The 13,729-nt window shown below is 73.4% G+C and carries 15 protein-coding genes; 5 read left to right on the top strand and 10 right to left on the bottom strand.

What is annotated here, in order from left to right:
• Positions 1 to 113 precede the first annotated feature (113 nt).
• The 4 genes from ACIQWA_RS13990 to ACIQWA_RS13975 form a co-directional block, all read right to left on the bottom strand.
• A complete protein-coding gene (locus ACIQWA_RS13990) occupies positions 114 to 509 on the bottom strand; it encodes a PPOX class F420-dependent oxidoreductase (RefSeq protein WP_360225689.1) in 396 nt (131 codons plus the stop codon).
• 158 nt (positions 510 to 667) lie between these two features.
• Entirely contained in the window at positions 668 to 1,159 is a 492-nt protein-coding gene (ispF, locus tag ACIQWA_RS13985; protein ID WP_402481976.1) for a 2-C-methyl-D-erythritol 2,4-cyclodiphosphate synthase, read from the bottom strand.
• 7 nt (positions 1,160 to 1,166) lie between these two features.
• A complete protein-coding gene (gene ispD / locus ACIQWA_RS13980; protein ID WP_402481973.1) occupies positions 1,167 to 1,895 on the bottom strand; it encodes a 2-C-methyl-D-erythritol 4-phosphate cytidylyltransferase in 729 nt (242 codons plus the stop codon).
• 288 nt (positions 1,896 to 2,183) lie between these two features.
• Entirely contained in the window at positions 2,184 to 2,666 is a 483-nt protein-coding gene (locus ACIQWA_RS13975) for a CarD family transcriptional regulator (protein WP_030244332.1), read from the bottom strand.
• 426 nt (positions 2,667 to 3,092) lie between these two features.
• Here ACIQWA_RS13975 and ACIQWA_RS13970 point away from each other — a divergent pair, with 426 nt between their 5' ends.
• Entirely contained in the window at positions 3,093 to 3,788 is a 696-nt protein-coding gene (locus ACIQWA_RS13970) for a DUF461 domain-containing protein (protein ID WP_402481970.1), read from the top strand.
• 178 nt (positions 3,789 to 3,966) lie between these two features.
• Here ACIQWA_RS13970 and ACIQWA_RS13965 read toward each other — a convergent pair whose 3' ends face one another.
• The gene (locus ACIQWA_RS13965; protein ID WP_031069385.1) at positions 3,967 to 4,662 is read right to left on the bottom strand and encodes a response regulator transcription factor; all 696 of its coding nucleotides are present in this window, start codon (positions 4,660 to 4,662) and stop codon (positions 3,967 to 3,969) included.
• A 2-nt stretch (positions 4,663 to 4,664) separates the two neighbouring features.
• Positions 4,665 to 6,155 carry a sensor histidine kinase gene (locus tag ACIQWA_RS13960; RefSeq protein ID WP_402481967.1) on the bottom strand — a complete coding sequence of 497 codons (1,491 nt, stop codon included), beginning with the start codon at positions 6,153 to 6,155 and terminating at the stop codon, positions 4,665 to 4,667.
• Between the two features lie 306 nt (positions 6,156 to 6,461).
• Between ACIQWA_RS13960 and phoU the strand changes: the two genes are divergently transcribed.
• Positions 6,462 to 7,151, top strand: a complete 690-nt coding sequence (gene phoU, locus ACIQWA_RS13955; protein ID WP_360225677.1) for a phosphate signaling complex protein PhoU — start codon at positions 6,462 to 6,464, stop codon at positions 7,149 to 7,151.
• 166 nt (positions 7,152 to 7,317) lie between these two features.
• Positions 7,318 to 7,497 (top strand): hypothetical protein, encoded by a 180-nt coding sequence (locus ACIQWA_RS13950; protein ID WP_360225674.1) that lies wholly within the window; start codon positions 7,318 to 7,320, stop codon positions 7,495 to 7,497.
• Positions 7,498 to 7,595: 98 nt separating this feature from the next.
• On the opposite strand, the gene ACIQWA_RS13945 is transcribed toward ACIQWA_RS13950, so the two are convergent.
• Both ACIQWA_RS13945 and ACIQWA_RS13940 read right to left on the bottom strand, forming a co-directional pair.
• The gene (locus tag ACIQWA_RS13945) at positions 7,596 to 8,192 is read right to left on the bottom strand and encodes a lytic polysaccharide monooxygenase (protein WP_360225671.1); all 597 of its coding nucleotides are present in this window, start codon (positions 8,190 to 8,192) and stop codon (positions 7,596 to 7,598) included.
• 257 nt (positions 8,193 to 8,449) lie between these two features.
• The gene (locus ACIQWA_RS13940) at positions 8,450 to 9,208 is read right to left on the bottom strand and encodes a phosphoglyceromutase (protein ID WP_402481963.1); all 759 of its coding nucleotides are present in this window, start codon (positions 9,206 to 9,208) and stop codon (positions 8,450 to 8,452) included.
• Positions 9,209 to 9,357: 149 nt separating this feature from the next.
• Between ACIQWA_RS13940 and ACIQWA_RS13935 the strand changes: the two genes are divergently transcribed.
• The gene (locus ACIQWA_RS13935; protein ID WP_402481961.1) at positions 9,358 to 10,665 is read left to right on the top strand and encodes an MDR family MFS transporter; all 1,308 of its coding nucleotides are present in this window, start codon (positions 9,358 to 9,360) and stop codon (positions 10,663 to 10,665) included.
• Between the two features lie 30 nt (positions 10,666 to 10,695).
• On the opposite strand, the gene ACIQWA_RS13930 is transcribed toward ACIQWA_RS13935, so the two are convergent.
• Together ACIQWA_RS13930 and mshA are read right to left on the bottom strand one after the other, a co-directional pair.
• Complete coding sequence (locus tag ACIQWA_RS13930; RefSeq protein WP_360225662.1) at positions 10,696 to 11,208, bottom strand: YbjN domain-containing protein; 513 nt, start codon at positions 11,206 to 11,208, stop codon at positions 10,696 to 10,698.
• A gap of 39 nt (positions 11,209 to 11,247) precedes the next feature.
• Positions 11,248 to 12,621, bottom strand: coding sequence for a D-inositol-3-phosphate glycosyltransferase (gene mshA, locus ACIQWA_RS13925; protein ID WP_402481958.1), 1,374 nt, complete (start codon positions 12,619 to 12,621; stop codon positions 11,248 to 11,250).
• Between the two features lie 226 nt (positions 12,622 to 12,847).
• On the opposite strand from mshA, the gene ACIQWA_RS13920 reads away from it, so the two are divergent.
• Positions 12,848 to 13,681, top strand: a complete 834-nt coding sequence (locus tag ACIQWA_RS13920; RefSeq protein ID WP_402481955.1) for a class I SAM-dependent methyltransferase — start codon at positions 12,848 to 12,850, stop codon at positions 13,679 to 13,681.
• The last annotated feature ends 48 nt before the right edge of the window (positions 13,682 to 13,729 follow it).

Raw genomic sequence — 13,729 nt, 5'->3', positions numbered from 1 at the left:
GCGTCAAGCGTAGTGGGCGGCGGGGGGTGCCCCGCGACATTAACCGGGAACGGACCGGGCATTCCCCGGGGAACGGCGGGGCCGCCCCGGGGAATCGCGGCCCGTCCGGCCGGTCAGATGTTGCCGACCACCTTGCGCGGGGTGAGCCGGACGACCACCCGGACGTCGTCCGGACCGTCGAACCCGTACTCCTGCTCACCGCGGTACTTGAAGCCCAGCTCGTTGATCAGCTCCCGGCCGCCCTCGGTGGTCAGCGTCACCGAACCGCGGGCCTCCAGGTACTCGTACGGGCTCTCCGGCGGGTTGATCAGGATCGAGGCCCGCGGGTCCTTCACCAGGTTGAGGTGCTTGCGGCGGCCCTCCACCGTGGAGAACAGGATGTCGTCGCCGTCCCGCTTGACCCAGACCACCGAGGACTGGGGGCTGCCGTCCGGCTGGATCGTGGAGACCACGGCGAAGCTCTTGCCGTCGATCAACGCCTTGGCACGGTCGGAGAGTTGGGAAGTCATCGGGAACCTCTTCTCGTCGGCGACGGTACGGCCCGAGGGCGAGCTCCGCACGGGCCCGGACCGAACCCTACCGATCCGGGCCCCTGCGACATCCGGTGAACACCCGTCAACCGCCGGCTATTTCCGACCGGGCGGCCGGCCGGCAACCGGCGAACGACTCAACGCCGTTCGTACACCAGGGCGGTGGCGATCGCGGCCAGCCCCTCGGCCCGGCCGGTCAGGCCCAGGCCGTCGGTGGTGGTGCCGGAGACCGAGACCGGCGCACCGGCCGCCTCGGACAGCGCGGCCTGCGCCTCGGCCCGCCGCTTGCCGATCTTCGGCCGGACCCCGATCACCTGGACCGCGATGTTGCCGATCTCGAAGCCGGCCTCGCGCACCAGCCGGGCCGCCTCGCCGAGCAGCTTCACCCCGGAGGCGCCGGACCACTCCGGGCGGTCGGTGCCGAAGTGGGCGCCCAGGTCGCCGATCCCGGCGGCCGAGAACAGCGCGTCGCAGGAGGCGTGCGCGGCCACGTCGGCGTCCGAGTGCCCGGCCAGCCCCTCCCCGGCGTCCGGCCACTCCAGTCCGGCGACCCACAGCGGGCGGCCGGCCTCGAAGGCGTGCACGTCGGTGCCGATCCCCACCCGGGGGATCAGGGGCTCAGTAGTCATCAGGGGCTCAGTAGTCATCGGCGGCCCTCCGGCGGGCGAGTACGGCCTCGGCGAGCACGAGGTCCAACGGGCGGGTGACCTTGAACGCCTCTTCGTGGCCGGGCACCACGACGACCGTGCCGCCGTAGCGCTCCACCAGTCCGGCGTCGTCGGTGACGGGCACGGCGTCGGCGCCGCCGGCGGCCTCCTCGGCCAGCGCCTTGGCGTGCACCTCGACCAGGGTGGCCCGGTCGAAGCCCTGCGGGGTCTGCACCGCGCGCAGGGTGGCCCGCTCGGGCGTGTCGAGCACCGGCTCGGGGCGGCCCGGGTTCGGCTCCACCCGCTTCACGGTGTCGGCCAGCGGCACCGCGGGCACCACCGCCGGAGCCCCGGCCCGGACGGCGGCCGCGACGGCGTCCACCACCTCGACCGGGACGAGCGGACGGGCCGCGTCGTGCACCAGCACGATCTCGACGTCCTCGGGGATCGCCGCCAGGCCGAGCCGGACCGACTCCTGGCGGGTCGCGCCGCCGGCCACCACCCGGACGTCCTTCTTGCCGTCCAGCCCGTGGCCGTCCAGCAGGGCGACCACCTCGGCCACCCCGTCGGCGGGCGCGGCGACCACGACCAGGCCGACCGCCCGGCTGCGGGCGAGGGCCCGTACGGCGTGCACCAGGAGCGGCACTCCGCCCAGTTCCCGCAGGGCCTTCGGGGCCCCGGGCCCCAGCCGTTCACCGCGTCCGGCGGCGGGCACCACTGCTGCTGCGACTGCTGCTGACGCGTTCAGGTTTCACTCCTTCGGCGAAGTGGGTATGGCCTTGGCGTGCCCGGCGGGCGCGGGGGCCCCTTCCGAAGAACGACTGGTCCACTGCCCGCCGCACAACTGCGCAGAAACGGTCTTGCAGGCCTGGACCGGCTCGGGTGGGGGCGTCGTCCGGACACGCCTCAGCGCCCGGAGTGCCACTGCACCACCCCCGGACGGTTCGTCCTGGGAGCGGCACGCCGGCACCGGGCGCTGTGGGCGATGGGCGGAAGCCCGACCGCACTACGAGGCGAGAACCTCGTCGAGCAGCGTCTCCGCCTTGTCCTCGTTGGTGTTCTCCGCCAGCGCGAGCTCGCTGACGAGGATCTGGCGCGCCTTCGCGAGCATCCGCTTCTCGCCGGCCGAGAGGCCGCGCTCGCGCTCGCGACGCCAGAGGTCGCGCACGACCTCGGCGACCTTGATAACGTCGCCCGAGGCGAGCTTCTCCAGGTTCGCCTTGTAGCGACGGGACCAGTTGGTCGGCTCTTCGGTGTACGGTGCGCGGAGCACCTCGAAGACCCGGTCCAGACCCTCCTGGCCGACCACATCGCGCACGCCGACGAACTCCGCGTTCTCGGCGGGCACGCGGAGCGTCAGGTCTCCCTGCTGCACCTTGAGCACCAGGTAGGTCTTGTCCACACCTTTGATCTGGCGAATTTCGATGGCCTCGATCAGCGCGGCCCCGTGATGGGGGTAGACCACCGTGTCGCCAACCTTGAACGTCATGTGACAGGACCCCTTCCGTGGCTTTCCAGAATAACACGCCTTGCGGCCCACCCGAAGGGCGTTTTCGCAGGTCAGGGCCGGTACCGGGGCTTGACAAGGACCCCCGTGACGTGCTGCGACCGATGTTCGAGAGGGGCTTCCCGCAGGTCGGAGGCGGTTCCGAGGTCCGGCGAAACCCTTGCGCAACACCCCCGCAAGCATGATTGGATCTTGAGCTTTCGCCCCATCGTGGGCCGTGACCCGATCGTTATTCGATCTTGGTCGAAGCTTGTCCTACTGGTGACCGGTCCATGCCACGAGTACGGCCGGACGGCCCCCGTGGGGCCCCGGGAGTGCGACACGGGGACCACCCCGTGAGGAGCGCATAAGTGAGGTCGATAATCTGAGACCTGACCTGTCGACACGTGACCTAGGAGTAGCCGCCGCATGAGCCGCAGCCTTCGACGCGGCAGCATCGCCGCCATCGCCGCCCTCGCCATCGCCTCGCTGTCCTCCTGCGCAGCCAGCAACACGCCGGACACCCTGCAGATCAAGCCGGACAACGCGGCGGCGACCCTTGGGACGAACCTTCGACTGAACAACATCGTGATCGTCACCGGGGTCGGCACCTCGGGTGACTACACCGGCCCCGCCAACGTGGTCGTGAACATCTCCAACACGGCGACCACCCCGGCCGAGCTGCAGTCGATCACCGTCGGCAACGCTTCCGCCACCCTCGCGGACGCCGCGGGTGCCCCGCAGTCCAGCATCGTCATCCCGGCCGGCAGCTCGGTGGCGATCGGCGGCCAGGGCAACCCGTCCGCCTCGCTGAGCGCGGCGGCCGTCCACATCGGCGGCTTCGCCAACACCACCTTCGCCTTCAAGGACGGCCAGAAGGTCGACGCCCAGGCCGGCGTCAGCCCGGACTCGGACAAGGGCCTCTACAAGGGCTTCGGTCCGACCCCGGCGGCCGTGCCCGCCAAGACCGGCTCCCCCGCCGCGACCGCCCCGGCCACCCCCGCCGCGGGTGCCACCACGCCGGCCACCGGCGCCACCGCCCCGGCCACCCCGGCCACCGGCGCCACCACGCCGGCCACCCCGGGTGCCCCGGTCGCCGGCAGCACCGCGCCGGCCGCCCACTGACGCGGCGCGCTCCTGACCGGGCGCACCCCTGACGCAGTGCGCGAGAGCCTCCCGTCGGCCCTACCGGGGCCCGCGGGAGGCTTTCGTACGTCCCGGTGGCAGCGCGGGAACGCGGAAGGCCCCCGCCGGCGACCGCCGGTGAGGGCCTTCCGCGTCAGCGTCCTCGCGGGCCCGCGGTTTACGGCTCGAACTTGTAGCCCAGGCCGCGGACCGTGACCAGGTAGCGCGGCGCGCCCGGGTCGGGCTCGATCTTCGCCCGCAGGCGCTTCACGTGGACGTCCAGGGTCTTGGTGTCGCCGACGTAGTCCGCGCCCCACACCCGGTCGATCAGCTGCATGCGGGTGAGCACCCGGCCCGCGTTGCGCAGCAGCATCTCCAGCAGGTCGAACTCCTTGAGCGGCAGGTCGACCTTGGCGCCGTCCACCGTCACCACGTGCCGGTCGACGTCCATCCGGACCGGGCCCGCCTCCAGGGCGCCCGGGCCGCCGCCGTTGTCGCCCGCGCCGCCGTCCTCGCCGCGGCGCCGCAGCACCGCGCGGATCCGGGCGACCAGCTCCCGGGTGGAGTACGGCTTGGTCACGTAGTCGTCAGCGCCTATCTCCAGCCCGACGACCTTGTCGATCTCGCTGTCCTTGGCGGTCACCATGATCACCGGCACGTTGGAGCGCACCCGGAGCTGGCGGCAGACCTCGGTGCCCGGCAGGCCCGGGAGCATCAGGTCGAGCAGGACGAGGTCGGCACCGTTGCGTTCGAACTGCTCCAGGGCGTCGGGGCCGGTCGCGGCGACGGCCACCTCGAAGCCCTCCTTGCGGAGCATGTACGAGAGGGCGTCGCTGAACGACTCCTCGTCCTCGACCACCAGTACTCGGGTCACGATCAGGCCTCCGGGGCAAGCTGGGTTGTCTTTGACAGGGGTTGTTCCCGCTCCCCGGCGGGGAGCGAACGGGCCGCACGGTGGGTGCGGTCCGCGGTGCGGGTCCGGGGTGCCGTGGCGGGCCCGGCGGTGTCGGCACCGGGCTCGTCGCGGCGGGCGCTGCGGGGTGCGTCGTGGTCCGGCCCGGCGTCGGCGGCGTCGAGGTCGTCGCCGAGGTCGTCGCCGAGGTCCTCGTCCAGGTCGTCGTCGAAGTCCTCGTCGAAGTCCTCGTCGGAGGCGTCCTCGGGGGCCTGGCCGGCGGGCAGGCGGATGGTGAAAGTCGAACCCTGGCCCTCGACGCTCCACACCGAGACGGTGCCGCCGTGCGAGGCGGCGACGTGCTTGACGATGGACAGGCCGAGGCCGGTGCCGCCGGTCTGCCGGGAGCGGGCCGGGTCGACCCGGTAGAAGCGTTCGAAGACCCGCTCGCGGTCCTTCTCGGAGATGCCGATGCCCTGGTCGGTGACCGAGATCTCGATCAGCTCGCCGTCCGCCTCGCCGAGCGCGGCGGCGCTGGAGATCCGGCGGGTGGCGATGGCCACCCGGGTGCGGGGCGGACTGTAGTTGACGGCGTTCTCCACCAGGTTGCCGAGCGCCGCGGCGAGCTGGCCGCGGTTGCCGTGCAGGTAGAGCCCGGCGATCCCGCCGGCCGCGATCAGGATCTGCTTGGCTGCGGCCTGCTGGCGGCAGCGGTCGATCGCCTCGGCGATCAGCTCGTCCACCGCGACCGGCTCCGGATCGACCATCAGCCGGTCGTCCTGGACCCGGGAGAGATCGATGATCTCCTGCACCAGGCTGGCCAGGCGGGTCGCCTCGACCTGCATCCGGCCGGCGAAGCGCTGCACCGCCTCCGGGTCGTCGGACGCGTCGGCGACCGCCTCGGAGAGCAGCGACAGCGCGCCGACCGGGGTCTTGAGCTCATGGCTGACGTTGGCCACGAAGTCCCGGCGGACGGCCTCCACCCGGCGGCGCTCGGTCTGGTCCTCGACCAGCACCAGCACCAGCCGGGAGCCCAGCGGGGCGACCCGGACGGAGACCGCGAGCGGCTCGGCCGCGCGGGCCGCGCCGGGGCGGGGCACCTCCAGCTCCACCTGCCGGATCTCGCCGTCCCGGCGGGTGGCGCGGGCCAGCGCGAGCATCTGGTCCACGGCGACCGCGCCGCCGCGCACCAGACCCATCGCGTACGCGGCCGAGCTGGCCTTGACCACCTCGTCGCCCTCGCCCAGCACGATCGCGCAGGAGCGGAGCACCGAGAGCACGGTGTCGACCCCCGGCGGCAGCGGGGGTTCCGGGGTGCCGGTGCCCAGCGTCTGGTACCGGCCGTACTGCTTGCCGCTGGTGTATTTACCCTTGGCCTGCTCGCGCTCGCTCCAGCGGAAGGCGATGGAGGCGGTGAGGCCGACACCGAGCCCGGCTATGGCGCAGGCAGCGGCAGCGGCCACGTTCACGTCCATGTGGCCAGCGTAAGCGCACGACCTGGCCACTCCCCAAGGGCTGGATCAAGGCATCGACCACGCGTTGCCGAGAATTCACCTCCACGTAGCTGCCGATTCACCGCACCGGCCGTGCGCCGTCGCCCGAACGGCACAGAGTTGGCCACGCAGCCCGTGTGGGAGAGATCGGTGTGCCGAACATCGGCCACGGTCTCGGGTGTGCGCGTACCATTCGCGCCACCAGCAGCGGTCACCCGGACACCGGAACGATGGTCGGACGGGCTGACCGGTCGGCACCGCCACCGACACAGCTACTGAGGAGAGAACATGCGCGACGCGTACCACGAGGAACTCGATGCGATCGGCGACAGCCTGGTCGAGATGGCCCGGCTGGTCGGGTCGGCCCTGGGCCGGGCCACCACCGCTCTCCTGGACGCGGACCTGGCGCTGGCGGAGAACGTGATCGCCGCCGACGAGAAGATCAACGAGCTCCACCACGAGCTCGAGAACCGCGCCATCGACCTGCTCGCCCGGCAGCAGCCGGTCGCCACCGACCTGCGGATCGTGGTCACCTCGCTGCGGATGAGCGCCGACCTGGAGCGCTGCGGGGACCTCGCCCGGCACGTCGCCAAGGTCGCGCGGATGCGCTACCCGGACTCGGCGGTGCCCGCCGACCTGCACTCCACCGTCCTGGAGATGGGCCAGCTCGCCCAGCGCCTGGTCGCCAAGGCGGGCCTGGTGATCGCCACCAAGGACGTCGACAAGGCCCTGGAGATGGAGCAGGACGACGACCGGATCGACGCCCTGCACCGCGAGCTGCTGTCGCATCTGATCGACGAGCGCTGGCACCACGGCATCGAGACCGCCGTCGACATCACCCTGGTCGGCCGCTACTACGAGCGCTTCGCGGACCACGCGGTGTCCGTCGCCAAGCGCGTCGTGTACCTGGTGACCGGCGAGCACGTGGCCGAGTTCGTGGCCGCCACCGAGGCGGCCGGGGCTGCCGGGGCGGAGTGACAGCCGCTCAGCTCCAGGGGTGAGTAAACCTGCCGCGAGGGTGGTGCGGGCGCACGGATTTCCGGACGCCCCACCACTGCGCGCCTGTTGACGCTCCCTCCGAACGGCCGCTTCACTCGACGGTGGGGGCACCGGAGTGTTCCCGTCACTAGGAGGGACGAGCTCGATGAAGGCCAACCCGACCCGACCGGCACCCGCCCACCACACCGTCGAGCCACCCGCCCCGAAGCTGCTGCCCGTCCTCGCGGCCGGTTGCGGCTGCGGCCCCGGCTGCGGCTGCGGCTGCCAGTCCGGCGCGCCCTGCCAGTGCGGCGGCGCCGACGGCGGCTGCTGCGGCGGCCACTGAGGCACGACTGCTGAAACGGCTGCCGAGGCGTCCCGGGGTGCGCGGTCGTGCACCCCGGGACGCCTGCTCGGCCGGGCCGGAACCGTCGGAGCCGGACGTCAGAACTGGACGTCGGTGCAGGAGTAGAAGGCGTTCCCGGTGTCCGCGATCGTCCAGACCGCGACGACCACCTGGTGCCCGGTGCGCCCGCTCGGAACGGTCGCGGTGTGGCTGAGCGTGCCCGGCACCTGCCGCCCGCCGTAGGGGACGGTCAGGAAGGGCGTCAGCTCGAGGTCGGCCCGGGTGACCGGCCGGCTCGCGTCGTAGCCCGGCTTGGTCAGGTAGTACCGGAAGTCGGTGGTGGCGTGCCGGGCGGTGAACTTCCAGGTGAAGGTGAGCTGCTGGCCCGCGGACACCGGCGTGGTCGGCCAGGCGCCGCCGTGCGGGTCGTCCAGTTCGGCGAAGCGGGAGTTGCCGCCGGCGCAGATGGTGCCGTCGGAGGGTCCGCCGGCCGGGAAGCCCTTCGGCCCCTCGACGCTCTGCGGCTCCCACTGGATGTCGCCGCAGTCCCACGGGACGGCGTTCGCGCTCTCGTCGCAGAGCGCGGCGCGGCTGGGCGGCGTGGTGATGAAGCCGTGCGACTGGGCCGGGAGGGCCAGGGTGAGCGGGATCGCGAGCGCGGCGACGGCCGCCCCGACCAGATGACGTGTGCGCATGGTGCTCCTCCGTGGGGGTGGATGGAGAGTGCGCCGGGGCGCAGACGCGCGCGTTGGGAGTGCGGCGGCCGGGACCTGGGGGAATCCCTGGCATGCCTGCGCCAGCCCGGTGCCCTCACGGTAGGAGTCCGCGCCACCGCCCGTCAATGGTCTGAACCATTTTCGAACCTACCCCAACTCCCGCCCCACATCGGCCTGTTGAACGAAACGGGCCCCGCTCCCGGCGAACCGGGAGCGGGGCCTCGTCGGCAGGCGGGTTACTTCTTGCCCTGGTTCTTGACCGCCTCGATGGCGGCCGCGGCGGCGTCGGCGTCGAGGTAGCGGCCGCCCTTGGCGACCGGCTTGAAGTCGGCGTCCAGCTCGTAGACCAGCGGGATGCCGGTCGGGATGTTGAGGCCGGCGATGTCGGCGTCGGAGATGCCGTCGAGGTGCTTGACCAGCGCGCGCAGGCTGTTGCCGTGGGCGGTGACCAGGACGGTCCTGCCGGCGGCCAGGTCCGGGACGATGGCGTCGTACCAGTACGGGAGCATCCGCTCGACGACGTCCTTGAGGCACTCGGTGCGCGGGCGCAGCTCGCTGGGGATGTCGGCGTAACGGGCGTCGCCGGCCTGCGAGTACTCGGCGTCGTCGGCGAGCACCGGCGGCGGGGTGTCGTAGGAGCGGCGCCACAGCTGGAACTGCTCCTCGCCGAACTCGGCCAGGGTCTGGGCCTTGTCCTTGCCCTGGAGCGCACCGTAGTGGCGCTCGTTCAGGCGCCAGCTGCGGTTGACCGGGATCCAGTGGCGGTCGGCCTTGTCCAGGGCGATCTGCGAGGTGCGGATGGCGCGGCGCAGCAGCGAGGTGTGCACCACGTCGGGGAACAGGCCCTCGGCGGCCAGGAGCTCGCCACCGCGAGCGGCCTCCTTCTCGCCCTTCTCGTTGAGGTCGACGTCGACCCAACCGGTGAAGAGGTTCTTCTGGTTCCACTGGCTCTCGCCGTGACGGAGCAGGATGAGTCGGTACGTCGTGTCAGCCATGGCCCCCAGCTTAGTGGAGCCCGAAAAACCCCTGGTGGGGACCTTGGGCGCGTGGGTAATGTGTGCCGCTGCTATCTGCCGCTTACCTGCGTCGGCCGGCCGGGCCTGCCCGCGCCGCTCAGCGGACGCCCGCCCTCGGGAGCCCCCACATGCTCGTCGCCCTGGCCGCCAATCCCCGGATCCGAAGACTGGTTCGCGAGACGGTGGGCGGGTTGCCGCGGCAGTTCTGGTGGCTCTGGGTGAGCACGCTGGTGAACCGGCTCGGTGCGTTCGTGGTGACGTTCCTGGCCCTCTACCTGACCGTCGAACGGGGGTACTCGGCCTCCTACGCGGGCCTGGTGGCCTCCTTGTTCGGCGCCGGTTCGGCGATCTCGGCGATCGGCGCGGGCGTGCTCACCGACCGGATCGGGCGCCGCCCCACCCTGGTCGCCGCCCAGCTCGGCACCGCGGCCTCCACCGCCGTGCTCGGCTTCATGGACGGCCAGGTGGCGATCGCCGTGGTGGCCTTCGTGGTCGGCCTGTGCAACAACGCCACCCGGCCGCCCACCTCGGCGATCATCGCCGACCTCGTCCCGGCCGAGGACCGGGTCCGGGCGTACTCGCTGAACTACTGGGCGATCAACATCGGCTTCGGCCTGTCCTCCGCCGCGGCCGGGCTGATCGCCACCCACGGCTACCTCACGCTCTTCCTGCTGGACGCCCTGACCACGCTGGTCTGCGCCGTGGTGATCTTCATACGGATCCCGGAGACCAGGCCGCAGGCCGTACCCGGCAAGGCCGGGGACCCCGCCGAGCCGGGGGTCAGCCTGCTCACCGTGCTCCGGGACGCCCCCTTCATGGCGCTGGTCGGGCTGACCCTGCTGGTCGCCCTGGTCTTCCAGCAGGGCAGCACCACGCTGGCCGTGGACATGGGCGCCTCCGGCATCTCGTCCACCCAGTACGGGCTGGTCGTCGGCCTGAACGGGCTGCTGATCGTGGTCCTGCAGATCCCGCTGACCCGGTGGATGGAGGGCCGCTCACGGACCGGGATGCTGATCGCCAGCTGCCTGCTCACCGGCTGGGGCTTCGGGCTGGCCGCGCTGGCCGGCTCCTCGGCCTGGCTGTTCGCGCTCTCGGTGGTGGTCTGGACGGTCGGCGAGATCCTGCACACCCCGGTGATGATGGGCCTGGTCGCCGAGCTGGCGCCGACCCACGGGCGCGGCCGCTACCAGGGCGTCTACGGGCTGTCCTGGTCGTTCGCCTCGCTCCTCGGCCCCGCGGGCGGCGGGCTGCTGCTGCAGTACGCCGGGCCGGCGGTGCTGTGGACGGTCTGCGGGGCGATCGGGACGGTCGCCGCGCTCGGGTACGTGGCGCTGGCCCGCCGGACCGGTGCGGCGGGGCGCCGACGCACCGAGGCCGCGATCGAGGAGGTGGCGGCGCCTGCCGCGGAGCCGGCGAAGGCCCCGGCCGACGCCTGAGCGCCCGCCGGGCCGGTCGGGTGAATCGGTTCAGTCGGCGGCCGGCGCGGCCAGGTGGGCGAAGGCGGCCAGGTTGCGGGTGGACTCCCCGCGCTTGGTGCGCCACTCCCACTCGCGCCGGATCGCCGAGGCGAAGCCCAGCTCCAGCAGGGTGTTGAAGGGCTCGTCCGCGTTCTCCAGCACCGTCCCGAGCAGCCGGTCGACGGTGTCCGGGGTGAGCGCCTCCAGCGGGAGCCGGCCGGCCAGGTAGACGTCGCCGAGCGCGTCCACCGCGTACGCGACGCCGTAGAGGCGGGTGTTGCGCTCCAGCAGCCAGCGGTAGACGGCCTCGTGGTTCTCGTCCGGGCGGCGGATCACGAAGGCGTTCACCGACAGGGTGTGGTCGCCGACCCGCAGCGCGCAGGCGGTGTTCAGCTTGCGGGTGCCCGGGAGGGTCGCCACCAGGGTGTACGGATCGGCGGCGGCCGGCTCCCAGGCCACCCCGGCGTCGTCCAGGGCGGTGCGCAGGAGGGTGAGGGCCTCGTCCTTGGTGCGGATTGCCATGGGGGTGACGTTACTCGGCGGTACCGGTGGGGCGCAGCCCTACCCGAGCCGGCGCCGGGCCACCGCCAGCCGGCCGGCCGGGCGGGCCAGACTGCCGGCGTAGACCTCGGCGGTGGTGGCCGCGGCGGTGTCCCAGCCGAAGGCGGCCGCGTGCCGGGCGGCCGCCGCCCCGCGCCGGGCGACCAGCGCCGGGTCGGTGACGTACGGCTCCAGCGCATGTGCCCAAGCCAGCGGGTCGTGGCCCTGCACCAGGCTGCCGGACTCGCCGTCCCGCACCGCGACCGGCAGGCCGCCGACCGCGGCCGCCACCACGGGGGTGCCGCAGGCCTGGGCCTCCAGCGCGACCAGGCCGAAGGACTCGCTGTACGAGGGCATCACCAGGGCCGTCGCGGCGCGGTACCAGTCCGCCAGCCGGTCCTGGCCGACCGGCGGGTGGAACCGCACCACGTCGCCGATGCCGAGCTGGGCGGCGAGCTTGTGCAGGCTCTCCGGCCGGGCCAGCCCGGTGCCGGACGGCCCGCCGACCACCGGCACCACCAGGCGCTCGCGCAGCCCCGGACGGGCCTCCAACAGCGCGGCGACCGCCCGTAGCAGCACGTCCGGCGCCTTCAACGGCTGGATCCGCCCGGCGAACAGCAGCACCGCCGCGTCCTGCGGCAGGCCCAGCCTCGCCCGGGCCTCGGCCCCGGCGCGCGGGCCGCCGGGGCGGAAGACGTCCAGGTTGACCCCGGGGTGGACGACGGCCAGCTGGTCCGGCCGGGCGGCGTAGTGCAGCGCCAGCTCGGCGGCCTCCTCGGTGGTGTTGGCGATCAGCCGGTCGGCCGCCTCGACCACCTGGGTCTCGCCGATCACCCGGGCCGGGGGCTCGGGCGTGTCGCCCTCGGCCAGCGCGGCGTTCTTGACCTTCGCCATGGTGTGCATGGTGTGCACCAGCGGCACCCCCCAGCGCTGGGCGGCCAGCCAGCCGACCTGCCCGGAGAGCCAGTAGTGCGAGTGCACCAGGTCGTAGTGGCCGGGGCGGTGGCCCGCCTCGGTGCGCAGCACGCCGTGGGTGAAGGCGCACAGCTGGGCCGGCAGGTCCTCCTTGACCAGGCCCTCGTACGGACCGGCGGTGACGTGGCGGACCAGCACGCCGGGGGCCAGCTCGACCGTCGGCGCGTCGTCCGAGCAGATCGCCCGGGTGAACACCTCGACCTCGATGTTCAGCTCGGCCAGGCGCTTGGCCAGCTCGACGATGTAGACGTTCATCCCGCCGGCGTCGCCGGTGCCGGGCTGGTGCAGCGGCGAGGTGTGCACGCTGAGCATGGCTATCCGGCGCGGGCGGCGACGGCCCGGGACGAGCGACTGGAGCCGGCCGCGCGCGGGCGTCGGGGACTGGGCACGGCGTACCGAACGGACGGGGTGCTGGATCACCTGGCTACTGCCTCCTCGTGTGCGGCCCGTCTCGGCGGTCCGCGTGAACGGGCCCGCCGCATGTCCGGTGTGCGCTGCCCCGTCCGGGCACACATCACCACCAGTGTGCCAACCACTCGGCGGCCGCCCGGCATTCCCGGTCCCGGCGACCGGTCCGCCGGAGCGGCATCCGCCCAGCTCAGGCCGGGGACGCCCGGCCCCGCGACCGCCGACTACCCTTCTGGGCATGGCTGCCTCCTTCGACCCCGCGACCGCCGCGCCCGCCCGCGGCCGGACCGGACGGCCGGTCGGGACGGTCACCCGGGGCACCACCAACACCAACCGGCTGCGCCGGATGGACCGCTGGATCGCCCACACCCTGGGCCGGGCGCTGCGCGCCGCCGAGCGGCCCCCGGTGGCGGTGGACCTCGGCTACGGCGCGGCGCCGTGGACGGCCGTGGAGCTGGCCGGACGGCTGCGCACGGTGCGGGCCGACGTCCGGGTGGTCGGGATCGAGATCGAGCCGGAACGGGTCGCGGCCGCGCTGCCGTACGCCGAGCCGCCGCTGCTCACCTTCCGGCGCGGCGGCTTCGAGGTGCCGCTGGACGGCGGCCGGCCGGCCCAGCTGATCCGGGCGGCCAACGTGCTGCGGCAGTACGACGAGTCGGCGGTGGCCGGGGTGTGGGAGCGGCTGTGCGCCCGGCTGGCCCCGGGCGGGCTGCTGGTCGAGGGCACCTGCGACGAGATCGGGCGGCGGCACGTCTGGGTCGCGCTGGGGCCGGAGGGGCCCCGGACGGTGACCTTCGCGGCCCGGCTGGGCGGCCTGGGCCGGCCCTCCGACCTGGCCGAGCGGCTGCCGAAGGCGCTGATCCACCACAACGTGCCGGGGCGGCCGGTGCACGCCTTCCTGACCGACTTCGACCGGGCCTGGTCGGCGGCCGCGCCGTACGGGGCGTTCGGGGCGCGGCAGCGCTGGGTGGCGGCCTGCACGGCGCTCGCGGGCAGCTGGCCGCTGGTGGACGCGCGCGGGCGGTGGCGGCAGGGCGAGGTCACGCTGCCCTGGACGGCGCTCGCCCCGTAGCGGGCGACCGGGCCCGGGCCGGAGCGACCGGGCGCCGTAAGATCATCT

This window comes from Kitasatospora sp. NPDC098652 (genome assembly GCF_044760155.1).
Classification (GTDB): domain Bacteria; phylum Actinomycetota; class Actinomycetes; order Streptomycetales; family Streptomycetaceae; genus Kitasatospora.
This window is presented reverse-complemented; position numbering and strand designations above follow the sequence as displayed.